This is a genomic window from Achromobacter sp. 1011791174 (assembly GCF_059760925.1).
In genome coordinates, this window is record NZ_JCBANH010000009.1 from 16,059 (window position 1) to 30,629 (window position 14,571).

At 67.5% G+C, this 14,571-nt stretch carries 13 protein-coding genes; 11 read left to right on the forward strand and 2 right to left on the reverse strand.

The genetic code is table 11. The annotated features are described in order from the left end of the window. Positions 1–48 precede the first annotated feature (48 nt). Genes AC6LJ5_RS05160 through AC6LJ5_RS05180 form a run of 5 tightly spaced genes read left to right on the forward strand, consistent with a single transcriptional unit; the run spans position 49 to position 4,198 of the window. The gene (locus tag AC6LJ5_RS05160; protein ID WP_498139966.1) at positions 49–642 is read left to right on the forward strand and encodes a VOC family protein; all 594 of its coding nucleotides are present in this window, start codon (positions 49–51) and stop codon (positions 640–642) included. Between the two features lie 13 nt (positions 643–655). Beyond that, a complete protein-coding gene (locus tag AC6LJ5_RS05165; RefSeq protein WP_498139967.1) occupies positions 656–1,630 on the forward strand; it encodes an alpha/beta hydrolase in 975 nt (324 codons plus the stop codon). A 10-nt stretch (positions 1,631–1,640) separates the two neighbouring features. Next, on the forward strand, positions 1,641–2,549 hold the full coding sequence (locus AC6LJ5_RS05170; protein ID WP_392408997.1) for a dihydrodipicolinate synthase family protein: 909 nt from the start codon (positions 1,641–1,643) through the stop codon (positions 2,547–2,549). A 22-nt stretch (positions 2,550–2,571) separates the two neighbouring features. Next, on the forward strand, positions 2,572–3,156 hold the full coding sequence (locus AC6LJ5_RS05175; RefSeq protein WP_103271317.1) for a malonic semialdehyde reductase: 585 nt from the start codon (positions 2,572–2,574) through the stop codon (positions 3,154–3,156). Positions 3,157–3,211: 55 nt separating this feature from the next. Next, on the forward strand, positions 3,212–4,198 hold the full coding sequence (locus AC6LJ5_RS05180; protein WP_103271318.1) for a Bug family tripartite tricarboxylate transporter substrate binding protein: 987 nt from the start codon (positions 3,212–3,214) through the stop codon (positions 4,196–4,198). Here AC6LJ5_RS05180 and AC6LJ5_RS05185 read toward each other — a convergent pair. Next, positions 4,137–5,180: a LysR substrate-binding domain-containing protein gene (locus AC6LJ5_RS05185; protein ID WP_498139968.1), complete on the reverse strand. Its 1,044-nt coding sequence runs from the start codon at positions 5,178–5,180 to the stop codon at positions 4,137–4,139. The genes AC6LJ5_RS05180 and AC6LJ5_RS05185 overlap by 62 nt on opposite strands. A 272-nt stretch (positions 5,181–5,452) precedes the next feature. On the opposite strand from AC6LJ5_RS05185, the gene AC6LJ5_RS05190 reads away from it, so the two are divergent. From AC6LJ5_RS05190 to AC6LJ5_RS05210, 5 genes are all read left to right on the forward strand, one after another. Next, on the forward strand, positions 5,453–6,493 hold the full coding sequence (locus AC6LJ5_RS05190; protein ID WP_392408996.1) for a porin: 1,041 nt from the start codon (positions 5,453–5,455) through the stop codon (positions 6,491–6,493). A 56-nt stretch (positions 6,494–6,549) separates the two neighbouring features. Next, complete coding sequence (locus tag AC6LJ5_RS05195; RefSeq protein WP_498139969.1) at positions 6,550–8,346, forward strand: LVIVD repeat-containing protein; 1,797 nt, start codon at positions 6,550–6,552, stop codon at positions 8,344–8,346. 139 nt (positions 8,347–8,485) lie between these two features. Continuing rightward, positions 8,486–9,010, forward strand: a complete 525-nt coding sequence (locus tag AC6LJ5_RS05200; protein WP_392408994.1) for a sigma-70 family RNA polymerase sigma factor — start codon at positions 8,486–8,488, stop codon at positions 9,008–9,010. A gap of 6 nt (positions 9,011–9,016) precedes the next feature. After that, positions 9,017–9,982 (forward strand): FecR domain-containing protein, encoded by a 966-nt coding sequence (locus AC6LJ5_RS05205; protein WP_498139970.1) that lies wholly within the window; start codon positions 9,017–9,019, stop codon positions 9,980–9,982. A 106-nt stretch (positions 9,983–10,088) separates the two neighbouring features. Further along, entirely contained in the window at positions 10,089–12,545 is a 2,457-nt protein-coding gene (locus tag AC6LJ5_RS05210) for a TonB-dependent siderophore receptor (RefSeq protein WP_498139971.1), read from the forward strand. Between the two features lie 33 nt (positions 12,546–12,578). Here AC6LJ5_RS05210 and AC6LJ5_RS05215 read toward each other — a convergent pair whose 3' ends face one another. Then, positions 12,579–13,088 carry a hypothetical protein gene (locus AC6LJ5_RS05215; protein WP_103271324.1) on the reverse strand — a complete coding sequence of 170 codons (510 nt, stop codon included), beginning with the start codon at positions 13,086–13,088 and terminating at the stop codon, positions 12,579–12,581. Between the two features lie 405 nt (positions 13,089–13,493). On the opposite strand from AC6LJ5_RS05215, the gene AC6LJ5_RS05220 reads away from it, so the two are divergent. Beyond that, positions 13,494–14,429 carry a 3-hydroxyacyl-CoA dehydrogenase family protein gene (locus AC6LJ5_RS05220; protein ID WP_392408991.1) on the forward strand — a complete coding sequence of 312 codons (936 nt, stop codon included), beginning with the start codon at positions 13,494–13,496 and terminating at the stop codon, positions 14,427–14,429. Positions 14,430–14,571 lie beyond the last annotated feature (142 nt).

The window sequence follows — 14,571 nt, forward strand, 5'->3', positions numbered from 1 at the left end:
TCGCAACCCTGACCACGACGGGGCCGGACCGGCCCGCGAGGAGACAATATGAATACCGCAACAGACGATAACCGCGCCCCCATCCGGACCCGCAAGCTCGGGCACTTGGTCCTGATGGTCCGCGACCTGGAAATCTCGACGCGCTTCTATACCGAGGTCATGGGCCTGAAAGTGTCGGACCGCATCGCCGACCAGATGGTCTTCCTGCGCGCGGGCGAAGACCATCACGATCTCGCCCTGTCGCGCCTGCCAGCCGACGCGCCCGACCGCGACGACCTGCCCCGCCATACCCGGCCCGGGCTGGAGCACTTCTCGTACTACGTGGAGTCGCTGGACGAGATGAAGCGCGCGGTGAACGTAGCGCGCGCGCAGGGCGTGGAGATCGAACGCGGTATCGGCCAGCATGGCCCGGGCGGCAACTGGTTCCTGGTATTCAAGGATCCGGACGGCAACAACGTCGAGATCTACACCCACATGGAACAGATCCCCGCCGACGCCGACCACCAGCCGCAGACCTGGCCGCGCGAACTCGAATCGTTCGACCGGCACCGCCTGGCGCATTTCGTGGTGCAGCCGTCCGCCGCGATACTGGCGGCCAAGGAAGGCAGGCCCGCGCCCGGCAAGAAGAACACGCCCGAATAGACGGGAGCGCGCGATGACATTCCCCTTCCCGCCAGCGCCGTTTCCCGGACTGGACGACGCGCAACGCGCCGCCATGCTGGCCCTGGGCCCGACCTGGACCCAGGATATCCAGGAAAACCGGCGCCGGGTCTGCGACATCTACGACGCCATCCACGGCGCCCTTCCCGCCGACGATCTGCGCGTCGCGCCCGCGCAGGCATACGGCGACGATCCGCGCCAACAGCTCGACCTTTACCTGCCCATCGCGCACGACCAGACAGCGCGGCCCATCGTGGCCTTCGTCCACGGCGGCGCCTTCCTGCGCGGAAACAAGGACGCCACGCCACACATCTACGCCAACGTGCCCAGGCTGTTCGCGCGCGCCGGCTGCATCGGCGTCAACATCGAATACCGGCTGGCGCCACGGGCGCCGTATCCCGCCGGAGCCGACGACGTGGCGGCGGCGGTGGGCTGGCTGCGCGAGCACGCGGCCGCCTGGGGCGGGGACCCGGAACGCATCGTGCTGCTCGGCCATTCGGCCGGTGGCAGCCATGTCGCCACCTTCCTGACGGATCCCCGCTACAAGGGCCAGGCGCAAGGCGTGACGGCCGCTGCCCTGATCAGTGCCCGCCTGGATGCCGATACCCTGCCCGGCAACCCGAACGCCGCCGGCGTGGTGGCCTACTACGGCGCGGACCCGGCACGGCAACGACGCCACGCGCCCATGGCGCACGCCGAGGCCATGACCGTGCCCCTCATGGTCGCCGTGGCGGAATACGAAAATCCCTACCTGGATCTCTACGCGCTGCAATACGCGGCGCGCGTGGCCGCCGCCGGGCGGATGCCGCGCATCGTCCAGGTGGCGCGACACAATCACACCTCCATCGTGGCGCACCTGGGCAGCGCCGATCGCGAATTCGCCACGGCCTTGCTGGATTTCGTCCAGGCCCACGCCGCCCCCCTGCCCGTCCTTCCGTCCGGCGCAGCCGCGCCCGGCCGATCATCCTAAGGAACCCTACATGTCACATCCTGCCTTGCACGGCGTGTTCGCCCCCGTGGTCAGTCCCTTCCGCGCGGACGCCTCCCTCAACGTGCCCGCCTTTGTCGCTCACTGCAAACAGCTCGTCGCGGACGGCGCCGGCCTGGCGATCTCCGGCACAAATAGCGAGGCCTGCTCGGAAACCTTGAGCGAACGCATGGCGTTGGTCGACGCCGTGATCGACGCGGGGATCGCGCCCGAACGCATCCTGGTGGGTACGGGATGCTGCGCCATCGACGACGCAGTCACGCTGACCCGCCACGCGCTGGAGCTGGGTTGCGCCGGCGCGCTGGTGCTGCCGCCCTTCTTCTTCAAGAACGTTCCCGAAGCCGGGGTATTCGCCTACTACCGCCAACTGATCGAGCGGGTGAACAACCCCGCCTTGCGCATCGTGCTGTATCACATCCCCGCGGTGTCCGGCGTACCCCTCACCCTGTCACTGATCGAACGGCTGGTCACCGCGTTTCCCCAGCACATCGTCGGCGTCAAGGACAGCTCGGGGGATTGGGACAACCTGACCGCCATGCTGACGCGGTTCCCGCAGTTGTCGATTTTTCCGGCGTCCGAAGTGCTGATGCTGCGCAGTCTGGAGCTTGGGGCGGCGGGCTGCATTTCAGCCACGAACAATATCAATGCGCGCGACATCGCGCTGGCGCACGCCTCGCCGGCCCACGCGGCGCGCCTGAGCAGCGGCATCGAGGCGGTGCGCAAGACCGCCGAACAGTTCCCGATGGTGGCCGCCGTCAAGCACACCCTGTCCCTGTTGACGGGCGACGACGATTGGCGCCACCTGCGTCCGCCGCTGGTGCCCCTGGATGCCGACACGGCGGCGAAGGTCGAGGCCCGCATGCGCGCCGCGCTGCCGGCGCTGTCGGCGGCGCGCGCATGACGGCCCGCCTGGGAGACGATGAATGAACCAATCGTGCACACTGGATCAATTGTTCCTGCAGGCCCGCAGTCACAATGGCTGGCTGCCTGGCGATATCGCCGACGCCAAGCTGAGGACGCTCTACGAGCTAACCTGCCACGGGCCCACCAGCGCCAATACCAGCCCCATGCGACTGGTGTTCGTCAAGACCGCGCAGGCCAAGGCCAGGCTCGTGCCCGCGCTGGCGCCCGCCAACGTGGCCAAGGTGCTGGGCGCGCCGGTGACGGCGATCGTCGCCTACGACAGCGCCTTTCACCGCCTGGGCGAAACGCTGTTCCCGCATCGGCCGGCCCAATATGACGCCTACGCGGCCGACGCCGCGCTGGCGCAGGAAACCGCGATGCGCAACAGTTCGCTGCAGGGTGGCTACCTGATCCTGGCCGCGCGCGCCTTGGGCCTGGACTGCGGCCCGCTATCCGGCTTCGACGCCGACGCGGTGAACCGGGAATTTTTCGCCGACAGCACGTGGCGCGTGAATTTCCTGTGCAACCTGGGCAAGGGCGATCCCGACAAACTCTACGCGCGCCTGCCGCGCCTGGACTTCGCGCAAGCCTGCCGGATCGCATGACCCGACCCGGCGGTCATGCCGGGCGGACAACCAAAACAATCAGAGAGGCGACAACATGACTCCCCCCTTCAATCCTGTCAGGCGGCGCTTGGGACTGGGCGCGATCGGCTTGCTCGCCAGCGCCCCGTTCGCCGCGCGGGCCGAGGGAAATTGGCCGAACCGACCTGTCACGATCGTCGTGCCGTTCTCGCCTGGCGGCAACACCGACCTGATCGCGCGCCTCATGGCCGAAAAGCTGAGCCAACGCATCGGCAAGCCGTTCATCGTGGAAAACCGCAGCGGCGCCGGCGGCCTGATCGCGGCGGAATACGTCGCGCGCGCCAAACCGGACGGGCAGACCCTGTTCATGTCGACCATGACGCAGATCGTGACGGCGCCCATGACCAATAGAATCCGCTACGACCCGATCCGCGATTTCGCGCCCATCATCAATGTGGGCGGCAATCCCTTCATCCTGGCGGCGAGCGCCCGCCATGGCTTCAAGACGCTGGCCGACCTGGTGGACTACGGCCGGGCCAATCCCGGCGCGCTGAACGTGGGCCACGCCGGCACGGGCGGACTGACCCACCTGTCGGCGCTGCTGTTCCTGACCCGCGCCAACGTGCAGGCGACGATGGTGCCGTACCGCGGCGGCGCGCAAGCGCTGTCGGACGTGCTGGCCGGGCAGATCGACCTGTACAGCGCCAGCGTCTCCGAGGTGATCCCCTACACGACCACCGGCAAGTTATCGCTGCTGGCGGTGTCCAACGCCACACGGCTGGCCCAGCTGCCGGCCCTGCCGACCATCGCCGAAACCTATCCGGGGTATGCCGTAGAAACCTGGAATGGCCTGGTCGGCCCCGCCGGCATGCCCGAGGCTGTCCTGGCCCGACTGGCCGACGAGGGCCGCGACATCGTCGCGGATCCGGCGTTCCGGGCGCGGCTGGAAGAACTCGGCATAACGCCCTATGGCGAACCGCCCAGCGCCTTCGGCGCGCGCATCAAGGCTGAGCGGAACCTGTGGCAACCGCTGCTTGCGGCGGCGGGCATAGAGCCTCAATAGCGCGCTCGATCGCCGCGTCGCTCCCATGCGGCGCGGCATCGCGCAGGCAGGCGATGAAAGTCCGGCACGCGGCGCTGGGCTCGCGATGCAGGCGCAGCGTATAGCCAACCGTGCCGAACGCGCCCATTTCGGGCAGGTCCAGGATGCGAAGCAGGCCCGCGTCCGAGAACTGCCGGGCGGCCGTGCGAGGCATCAGCGCCACATACGGGGCGCGCAGCAACAGACCAATGTTGGTCAGGATCGACAGCGATTCGACGATGTCCGTGGGCAACGGCAGGCCGGCCGCGCGAAACAGGTGCTCGGCCGCCAAGCGCGCCGGCGAGTCCGGCGTGGGCAGGATCCACGACGCGCCGGTCAGTTGGGCCAGGTGGGTGACGCGGTCCGCCCCCATTCGGTAGCCCTTGCCGACGACCACGCACAGCGCTTCGTCAAAGAGCGCATGGTGGCTCAGCGCATGCATGTTGGCCAGGGGTAGCTCGGGCTCGGGCAGGCGTCCGACAACGATATCCAGTTCGCCCGCGGCCAGCGCCGCGAACAGATGCGTGGTGGCGCCTTCGCGCACGCTGACCAACACCCCCGGCAGGCGCGCCTTCAGCAGGGTGATCGCATTGGGCAACAGGCGGGTCGAAGCGGAAATCAAGGTGCCGACCGTCACACGGCCTGCTGCACCCAGGCGGAGATCATTCAGCTCATCGGTCATGCCGCGTAGTTCCGCCATCAGCAGTTTGACGCGACGGCCCAGCAACACCCCCAATTCGGTCGGCGCCACGCCGCGGTTGGAGCGCTCGAACAGCTTGCCGTCGACACAGGCCTCGAGTTCCTGGATGACCTTGGTCACCGCCGGTTGCGACAAGCGCAACTCATGCGCCGCGCCGATCACGGAACCGGTCTCGAGCACCCGCCCGAAGATCATCAGTTGATTCAGCTTCAGGCGGCGGATCAACGACACACCACTCAAGGGAAGCGCTTGCGCCTTGTTCATGTCTGGCTCCGATTGCGCCGGTTCCCGGGGACGGCGTCCGGGCCGCACGCGGCGGCATCCATACGCTTGTCCATATCCATTTGGCCAAGATTGCGTACACCCGCAACCGCTTTCGCTATAACAAAATCATCTTCAACTATAAGCAGAGAGAAATATAAACCCGGATGGCCAATACGTATACTTTTAACAAATAAAGTACACAAACAATTGACTTGTACCGAAAACCAGACCCGCCCCGCGGGCGGGAGCGGTCGTCATGGAGGGGAGGCCAAATGGAAAAACTATCGGCGCTGGCGGCCGTCGCTGCCCTATGCGTGTGTTCCCCGGCTCAAGCCCAGACACGCGTCTGGCTGTCCGGTTATGTCGACATGAGCATCAAGCACCTGCGGTCGTCGGGTCCAGGCTCGACCACGCGCATGTCCAGCGGCGGTCTGAACAATTCGCGCTTCAATCTCAGCGGCGTCGAAGAGCTGGGCGACGGCAACAAAGCCATTTTCACGATCGAACCCACGTTCTCGGCCAACAACGGCCAGCAGGCCGCGCAATTCCGTCAATCGTTCGTGGGGCTCAAGGGCGCCTGGGGCGAGTTGACGCTGGGCCGGCAGTTCACGCCCTCATACTGGATCGCCGGCTATGCCGACCCGACCTGGGCCGCCGAATTCAGCATGGTCAACAACATGCAGTTCTTCTATGCGCCCTATCGGACGGACGGCGCGGTGCAATATAAGACGCCCGCGTTCCACGGCCTCTCGGGCCGCTTCATGATGAGCAACGGCGAAGGCGACAGCTCGAAGGCGGGACGTTTCATCAGCACCGCGCTGGAGTACCGCGAAGGCCCGTTGTTCCTGGGCCTGGCCAGCGAGCAACAACACACGAAGGACATTTTCGGCCCAACCCGGGTGCACTCCTCCCGAGACAATTACCTGTCCGCGGTCTATCGCATCGGCGCCGTGGAACCCACGTTCATCTTCCATTCCTATAACGGTTACTACGCATATCCGCCCTATATCGCGTTCAACGCCCGGGGTTGGGACGTACAGCTCGGCGCGCGTTGGAAAATCGATGGCCGCAACCGCCTCTACGCCAGCGTGGTCCGCCGTCACGACGACGAAAACAAGCGCCTGTCCAGCGCCACCGGCTTCGTCGTGGGCTTTATCCACGGCTTGTCCAAGCGCACCGACCTGTACGCCAGCGTCGCCCGTGTACAGCACGACCGCGCCGCGCCCGTGCCGTATCCCGTGACATTCCAGAACTATCCGAACGCTGGCCAGAACCCGACCGGCTACCAGATCGGCATCCGCCACGCCTTCTGAATAGCCGCCATTGGCGAATCCGGCACACGCCCCCACTGCCCCCACAAGGAGACGACATGTCCACCCATCGATCCCTCGGGTCCGCGAGTCTCGCGGGTCCGGCCCTCGCTTGCCTGCTGCTCGCCAACGCCACGCCGCCGGCATCCGCGCAGCCCGCGCCCCAAAAGCAGGTCGCGCCCGCCGCCAGCTCCAGCGCCACCCCGGGCACCCCCAACGTGCAGGATCCCTACCTGGCGCAGTGGCTACGCTTGACGCCTGACCGCCGGCCCGCGCCGCTCCAGCCCGGCGTGGATTACGGCATGGACCCGGCGACCGGCCAGTTCATCTGGCCCAAGGCCACGCCAGAAGTCCATAAGGGCCAGAAATTCCCCGGTGAAATGACGACCTGGGACAAGCAGAGCTACGCCAAGAACGTCAAGGTGCTGGCCTTCTATCCCGGCGTGGGCTCGCCCTTCCACGCCTGGAACAATATTGCCGACTTCGAGGGCCGCCGCTACCTGTACGTGCATGATCGCGACTATCTGCGCATCCTGGACGTGACCGACCCCGCCAAGGGCAAGATCGTGTATTCGAAGGGCGGCGTCTGGGGGCCGAAGGGTTCGAGCGAAAAGTACGATCCGGCCAACGCGCAGGACTATCTGGGCGGCGCCACCATCGCCTGGAGCAAAAAGCTGGGCAAGCCCGTGCTGGTTGCGTCATTCGAGATCGGCCGCTACGGCTTGCTGAACGAAAAGCTGGAGCAGCCCGACAAGGTCGCCGCGCAACGCAAGTACAACTCGCTCAAGGGATTCAAGGTCTTTGCCATGGACGGCCCCCTGCCCAGCCAATGGCGCCTGCTCGCGACCCGCACGACGGACTACCAACACCCGGACGCCCCCATCGGCCAGCAGCGCGGATCCGGCTCACTGGATTCGCCCGAGTATTACGGCGGCAAATACATGATCCTGTCCGCCGCGCCGGACGACAGCTATGGCCTGACCGAATACCCGAACTACCTGTATTCCCCGGGCTACCAGATCTGGAACATGACCGACCCCGCGGACCCCAAGTTCGTCTCGCAGATCGCCGTGCCGGGTCAGATCCTGGGCGACAAGGAACACGAAGAGACCTATCTGATAAATCCTCGGGCCGGTAATCGCACGTCCTGGATGGGCGCTCGCAATCCCATCTTCCTGCCGCAATCCCTGGAAAGCGGCGGCAAGCTCGGCTTTGGCGCAATGGGCGGGCTGGGCGTGTACGCATTCGACCTGTCCGACCCGGCCAAGCCAAAGATGCTGAGCGGCGTGAACACGCCACCCAGTTTCGCCGGCACCGAGTTCGACAACGCCGATGTCAGCCAATACGCGCGCACCGGCTATGTGTTCGCCAACGGCTATCCGATGAACCGTGATTGCTATGAACCCTACAAGGACATTTTCGTCATTGATGCCCGCGACCCCTCGCACCTGAAGGTCGCCGCCAAGATGCCGCAACCGGAAGTGCCGCCGGGCGCGCCATTCACCAGCTTCTGCCAGCGAGGCGGCAACTTCGGCCCGAAGCGCGCCAACGCCATCGGCCAGCCGGGCCAATGGCGCCAGGGAATCGTGCCCTATTCGTTCTACAACGCGGGCGTACAGATATTCAATGTGGCAGATCCCGCCAAGCCCACCATCGCCGGCTACTTCGTGCCCGCGCTGGCCGACGAATCCGAGCTGCCCGTCTATACCCTGGGCAAGGGCGTGTTCTCGATCTACACCGAGTATGACCGCAACATCATCTGGGCCTTCACCGAAAACGGCGCTTACGCCTTGTCCACGCCCCTGCTGGGCGAGCCCAGGCTGGGGATGGCGGAGCAGCCCTGGCCGGCGCGCTGAGGGGCGTCATGGCCGGTGGCATCCACGGGCCGTGACGCCTCGCGCGGCATTGCCGGGGTCGCCACTTGCGCTATAGAATGAGGATTATTCTCATTTTCAGCGCAAGGCCCTCGGCGCCGCCGCGCCGGAGGCCTCCCCCATGTCGGTCCAAGAATCCGCCCTGCCGCGCCAGGGCATCGAAGGCCTGTATGCCGAACATCACGGCTGGCTGCGCGGCTGGTTGCGCGGCCGGCTGGGCAATGCCTTCGACGCCGCCGACCTGGCGCACGACACCTACCTTCGCATCCTGAGCAGCGGCCGCATGCCCGAGCCGCAGCAATCGCGCCAGCACCTGGCGCAGATCGCCAAGGGACTGGTGATCGACCTGTACCGCCGCCGCCAGATCGAGGCCGCCTACCTGGACGCGCTGGCCCGGCTGCCGCAGCCGCTGGCGCCGTCCGCCGAGGACTGCGCGGCGGCGGTGCAGGCCCTGGTCGATATCGACGCCGTGCTGAACGGCCTGCCGCCCAAGGCACGCGAAGCCCTGTTGCTGCGCAAGCTGGACGGCATGAGCTACCGCGACATCGCCACGCGCCTGCGCGTCTCGGTCTCGTCGGTGGAAAAGTACGTGGCGACCGCCCTGCTGGCCTGCTGCCAGGCCCGGCTGGCGCTGCCCCGCGACTAGCCCGCCATGCCATCCTCCCCCGCCGATCCCGCCATCGCCCGGCGCGCCGCCGAATGGATGGCCCGCCTGTGGTCGGACGACGCCAGCGAGCAGGACCGCGCCGACTGCGCGCGCTGGCGGGCGCAGCATCCCGATCACGAACGGGCCTGGCAGACCCTGTTGGCGTTCGAGGACAAGCTGGCGGGCGTGCAGCCGCAGGCGGGCGGTCATGCCTTGCGCCGCGCCGTATCCGGCACGGGACGGCGCCGCGCCATGCGCCTGCTGGGGCTGGGCGCGCTGCTGGCGGGCTCCGGCTACGCCCTGCGTGGCACCGACGCCTGGCGTGGCGTCACCGCCGACTACCACAGCGGCACCGGGGAAATCCGCGCGCTGACGCTACCCGACGGGACCCGCCTCACGCTGTCCACCGGCACGGCGATCGACCTGCGCTTTGACGCGAACGCGCGCCTGGTGGTGCTGCTGGCCGGTGAAATCCTGGTCGCCACCGCGCCCGATCCCGCCGCCACGCCGAGACCGTTCCGGGTGCGCGGCCGGCACGGCACCGTGCAGGCGCTGGGCACGCGCTTCACGGTCCGCGAAGACGACGAGGATGCGCGCGTGGCGGTGTTCGAGGGCGCGGTTGAAATCCGCCCCGCCGGCGCGCCCGACGCCGCCATCCGCCTGGATGCGGGCCAGGGCTCGCGTTTTTCCCGCTACCGGGCCGACCCGCCCACCCCGGTCAGCGAGGACGCGGCATCCTGGAGCCGAGGCGTGCTGGTGGCCGACGCCTGGCGGCTGGACGACTTCCTGGCCGAGCTGGGCCGCTACCGGCCCGGCCTGCTGCGCTGCGACCCCGCCGTCGCGGACCTGCGCGTGAGCGGCGTCTTCCCGCTGCACGATACCGACCGGGCGCTGCACAACCTGGAACGCGGCCTGCCCGTGACCGTGGTGTATCGGACGCGCTACTGGGTGACGCTGCGACCGACGGACTGAACGCGGCGGTTACAAAATTTCCGGCGACCCGATTGAGGATCCGGCCATCTCGTCCGGGATACAGGGACTTCCCTCCACTTCCCGCACGCAAGCAAGGCACGGAACCATGTCCCCGCTATCTCCTCCCGCCCTTTCCCCCCAGGCCGCCCGGACGCGCCGCAAAGCGCCTCTCTCCCAGGATCTGGCGCGGGCCGCCGCCAGCCTGGCGCTGATCGCGAGCGCCGCGCTCGCCGCCGCGCCCGCGGCGGTCCTCGCCCAAACCACGGAAAGCCGACGCGGCGTCGCGATCGCCGCCGGCCCGCTGAGCCAGGCGCTGAACGCATACGCCAGCGCGGCCGGCGTCGAGCTGACCATGGACGCCAGCCTGCTGCAGGGCAAGCGCAGCGCCGGGCTATCCGGCAGCTACACCGTGGAGGAAGGCTTCGCCGAACTGCTGCGCGGCCAGGGACTGCGCGCCGCGCGCGAAGCGAACGGCAGCTACACGCTCAAGCCCGCGCCGCCGCAGGACGCCGCCTTGCTGGAGCCCGTGACCGTCACCGGCGCCCAGGCGGAAACCGCCGCCGGCCCGTTCCCCGGCTATGCGGCACGCCTTAGCGCCACCGGCACCAAGACCGACACCCCCCTCATCGAAACGCCGCAATCGATCACCGTGATCGGCGCGCAGGAAATCGAAACGCTGAAGTCCCAAAGCATGCAGGACGCGCTGGGCTATGTGGCCGGCGTGAGTCGCGCCGAGGGCATCGACCGGACGACGGACAGCCTGTTCCTGCGGGGGTTTCGCTCGAACCAGGGCAGCTACTACCGCGACGGCTCGCTTTACACCGTGAACATCTATAACGGCAGGCAGGAACCCTACGGCCTGGAACGGATCGAGTTCCTGAAGGGCGCCTCGTCCGTGCTGTATGGCGCGATGCCGCCGGGCGGTGTCATCAACACGGTCAGCAAGCGTCCGACCGTCGAGCCGCTGCGCGAGCTCAATGTGGAAGCGGGCAGCTTCCGTCGCCGGCAGGTGTCCGCCGACTTCGGCGGCGCGCTGGATCAGGATGGCACCTGGTCCTATCGCCTGACCGCGCTCAGGCGCGACAGCGATACCTTCGTCGACCATGTGCCCGACGACCGGACCTACGTCGCGCCGGCCATCAAGTGGCAGCCGAACGAGGCGACCTCGCTGACATTGCTGGCCGAATACCAGCAAGACCGGACGGTCTACGTCTATGGCCTGCCGGCGCAGGGCACGGTGCTGCCGAACCCCAACGGCCGCATCCCGCGCAACCGGTTCACCGGCGAACCCGGACTGGACGAGTTCAAGATGAAGCGCTATTCGGTCGGCTACCTGTTCGAACATGCGTTCACCAGCCAGTTGAAGCTGCGGCACAACCTGCGCTACATCAACGCGAAGAGCGACTATGGCTCCACCGATCTCTGGCAACTGATGCCGGACGGGCGGCGCACCGCGGACCGCGGTTTCTCCCCGCGCGTGGATCGCTCATCGGCCGTGTCCACCGACACGTCGCTGCAATACCAGACACGCACCGGCATCGTCGAACACACGCTGCTGGCCGGGCTGGACTATTCGACGCCCAAGCACGAAACCCGGCGCTATTTCCAGACGCTGGACAACCTGGATCTCTATGACCCGGTCTATGGCAGCCCGCTGGGACCGGTCACGCCCAACATCAACTCGTCGACAAAATCCGATACGAAGCGCCTGGGCATCTATCTCCAGGACCAGATGAAGATCGCCGACAAATGGGTCGTGCTGCTGGGCGGCCGCCAGGATTGGGTGCGCGCCAACGAGCACAACCTGTTCACCGGCGAGCAATACGCGCAAGACGAGAAGACCAAGGCCTTCACCGGCCGCGCCGGCCTGGTCTACCTGGCCGACAACGGCCTGGCGCCGTTCCTCAGCTACAGCCAGTCCTTCGAGCCGACCACCGGCCAGGACCGCCAGGGCAGCCGCTTCAAGCCCACCGAAGGCGAGCAATACGAAGCCGGCCTGCGCTACCAGCCGGCGGGCTCCGACACCATGCTGTCGGCCGCCGTGTACCAGCTGACGCGCAAGAACCTCACCGTGCCGGACCCCATGGACACGTCGTACCAGATCCAGGCCGGCAAGGCCCGTTCACGCGGGTTGGAGCTGGAAGCGCGCACCCGCGTCGGCCGCAACGCCAACCTGATCGCCGCCTACGCCTACACCGACGCGCGCACGCTCAAGGCCAGCCCCTTGCAGCCCGACGCCGAAGGCCGGCGCCTGGATTCGGTGCCTTTCAATCAGTTCTCGATCTGGGGGGATTACGGGTTCGGCGATTTCGGCCTGCCGGGCCTGCGCGTCGGCGCCGGCCTGCGCTATGTGGGCAGCACACGCGGCATGGCGCATGGCACGGCGGTCGAGGTGCCGTCCTTCACGCTGCTCGACGCCATGGTCAGCTACACCACGGGACCGTGGCGCTTCGCGCTGAACGCCACCAACCTGGCCGACAAGACCTACATCGGCAGCTGCACCTACGGCTGCTTCTACGGCGAACCCCGCCGCATCATCGGCACCGCCACCTATCGCTGGTAGCGCACACGGCGGCCCCGCAACGCCGGGGCCGCGTCAGGACGCCGGGCCGCGCGATTCCATCGCGGCCCGCCACAAGCCATTGACCAGGCGCGCGCGGTACACATTGCCCTGCGCGCTCAGGTTGCCTTCGTAATAGCTGCCCCGGAAGCGGCAGTCGGATTCCGAGACGCAATCAATCAGGTCCAGGCCGAACAGCAGCGCCGGCTTGCCGCTGGCGCGGTCCACCACCCGTTCGCCGTTCTTGCCGGCGTCGCAGGCCGAGGCGGGCTTGACCCGCGCGTCATCGCGCAGCGCCTCCAGCACGGACTTGGCCGGATCGCGCAGGTTCCAGCCTGCGCCGATGCCGATGCAGAAGGCGGCGGCTCCGCCCTGGATCGCCGAGCCGTTGTCCGCGAACATGGCCTGATAGACCGCCGCGCGGGCGCCGGCGGGGGCCGGGGCCGTCGGCGGCTTTTTCGCCATGGAGCTGGAGCAGCCGGCGAAGGCCAGCGCGGCCGCCAGGATGGCGCAGCGCCACGGCATGGAACGGTGTTGGAAACGCATAGATCTCTCCTTGTAGGGTCCGGGCCGTGGCCATGGACCACGGCCAGGCGGGCTTGCATGGACGCCGCGCGCGGCGGCGCGATCCACAGACGGCTGAGCTTACACAGTCGTTCGCCGGGCTCCAAGAATATTGACCCGCTTCGGCGCGGGCCTGCCGGGACGGCGCGCCCCGCTCCTGTCCTCCGACAAATCGTCCATGCAATGAACGCTTGAAAAAGCTGATTTGTCCACCTGCCGCCACTTTTAGTACTATCTTCGGCAGAAATTCTATATACGCACAAATGTTCGTATATAGAACAAAAGATTTTTCTGGCCGCGCGCACAGGAAGACGCCACGGAAGAGACAGTCCCAGGTTCCGCGCGCGTCCGCCTCGCCGCCGGTCGCCAGCAAGGCAGCGAACCATCATGAATACTCCCCTCAAGCATCTGGCCGTGGTCGGCGCGGGCGGCATGGGCAGCGGCATCGCCGCGCTGTTCGCCGCGCGCGGCGCGCCTGTCGTGCTGATCGACCCGGTGGACGGGGCGCTGGACCGGGCCCGCGCCAGCATCGCGCGCCAGCTCGGCGTGTACGCCGCCGGCGGCGAGGCCGAGGCGATGGCGCGCATCCGCATGTCGCCCGACCTGGAAGCGGCCGCCGATTGCGATCTGGTGATCGAGGCGGTGCCGGAAAACCTGGAACTCAAGCGCGGCATTTTCACGAAACTGGACGCCATCTGCGCGCCCGGCGCGATCTTCGCCACCAATACCTCGGGCCTGTCGATCAACGCCCTGGCCAGCGCCGTGACGCGCCGCGAACGCTTCGTCGGCACGCACTTCTTCACGCCCGCCGACGTGATCCCGCTGGTGGAAGTGGTGCGCAACGACGACACCTCGGAAGCCACCGTCGCCGTCGTGATGGACGCGCTGCGCGCCGTCGGCAAGCGGCCCGTGCTGGTGCGCCGCGACATCCCCGGCTTCATCGCCAACCGCATCCAGCACGCGCTGGCGCGCGAAGCGATCTCGCTGCTGGAAAAGGGCGTGGCCAGCGCCGAGGACATCGACGAGGTGGTCAAGTGGAGCCTGGGCATCCGCCTGGCGCTGTCGGGTCCGCTGGAACAGCGCGATATGAACGGCATCGACGTGCACCACGCGATCGCCAGCTATCTGTACCAGGACCTGGAAAACCGCCAGGAGCCGTCCGAGCTGCTGCGCGGCAAGGTCGAGCGCGGCGAGCTGGGCGCCAAGAGCGGCCAGGGCTTCTATGCCTGGAGCCCCGAACGCCGCGAACGCGTGCTGCGCGAGAAGAGCGAGGCGCTGGCCGAACTGGCCGCCTGGCTGGAGCGCAAGGCTGGCGGCGGCTGACGGCCGCCGCGCGACACCGAATACCCAAACATAAGGCGCAGGGCACCGACCACTGCCGCCACCGGGCCACGAGCCCGACCACACAAAGAAGACCGCTGTTCCGTCGCCAGGCGCGTGCGCCCGGCGATGGAAACGGCACAGA

Coding starts and splice junctions, on each gene's coding strand:
- AC6LJ5_RS05185 (WP_498139968.1), bottom strand. CDS start 5,180: ATGAACAAGGCGCAAGCGCTTCCCTTGAGTGGTGTGTCGTTGATCCGC.
- AC6LJ5_RS05175 (WP_103271317.1), top strand. CDS start 2,572: ATGAACCAATCGTGCACACTGGATCAATTGTTCCTGCAGGCCCGCAGT.
- AC6LJ5_RS05180 (WP_103271318.1), top strand. CDS start 3,212: ATGACTCCCCCCTTCAATCCTGTCAGGCGGCGCTTGGGACTGGGCGCG.
- AC6LJ5_RS05205 (WP_498139970.1), top strand. CDS start 9,017: ATGCCATCCTCCCCCGCCGATCCCGCCATCGCCCGGCGCGCCGCCGAA.
- AC6LJ5_RS05215 (WP_103271324.1), bottom strand. CDS start 13,088: ATGCGTTTCCAACACCGTTCCATGCCGTGGCGCTGCGCCATCCTGGCG.
- AC6LJ5_RS05210 (WP_498139971.1), top strand. CDS start 10,089: ATGTCCCCGCTATCTCCTCCCGCCCTTTCCCCCCAGGCCGCCCGGACG.
- AC6LJ5_RS05220 (WP_392408991.1), top strand. CDS start 13,494: ATGAATACTCCCCTCAAGCATCTGGCCGTGGTCGGCGCGGGCGGCATG.
- AC6LJ5_RS05195 (WP_498139969.1), top strand. CDS start 6,550: ATGTCCACCCATCGATCCCTCGGGTCCGCGAGTCTCGCGGGTCCGGCC.
- AC6LJ5_RS05170 (WP_392408997.1), top strand. CDS start 1,641: ATGTCACATCCTGCCTTGCACGGCGTGTTCGCCCCCGTGGTCAGTCCC.
- AC6LJ5_RS05165 (WP_498139967.1), top strand. CDS start 656: ATGACATTCCCCTTCCCGCCAGCGCCGTTTCCCGGACTGGACGACGCG.
- AC6LJ5_RS05200 (WP_392408994.1), top strand. CDS start 8,486: ATGTCGGTCCAAGAATCCGCCCTGCCGCGCCAGGGCATCGAAGGCCTG.
- AC6LJ5_RS05190 (WP_392408996.1), top strand. CDS start 5,453: ATGGAAAAACTATCGGCGCTGGCGGCCGTCGCTGCCCTATGCGTGTGT.
- AC6LJ5_RS05160 (WP_498139966.1), top strand. CDS start 49: ATGAATACCGCAACAGACGATAACCGCGCCCCCATCCGGACCCGCAAG.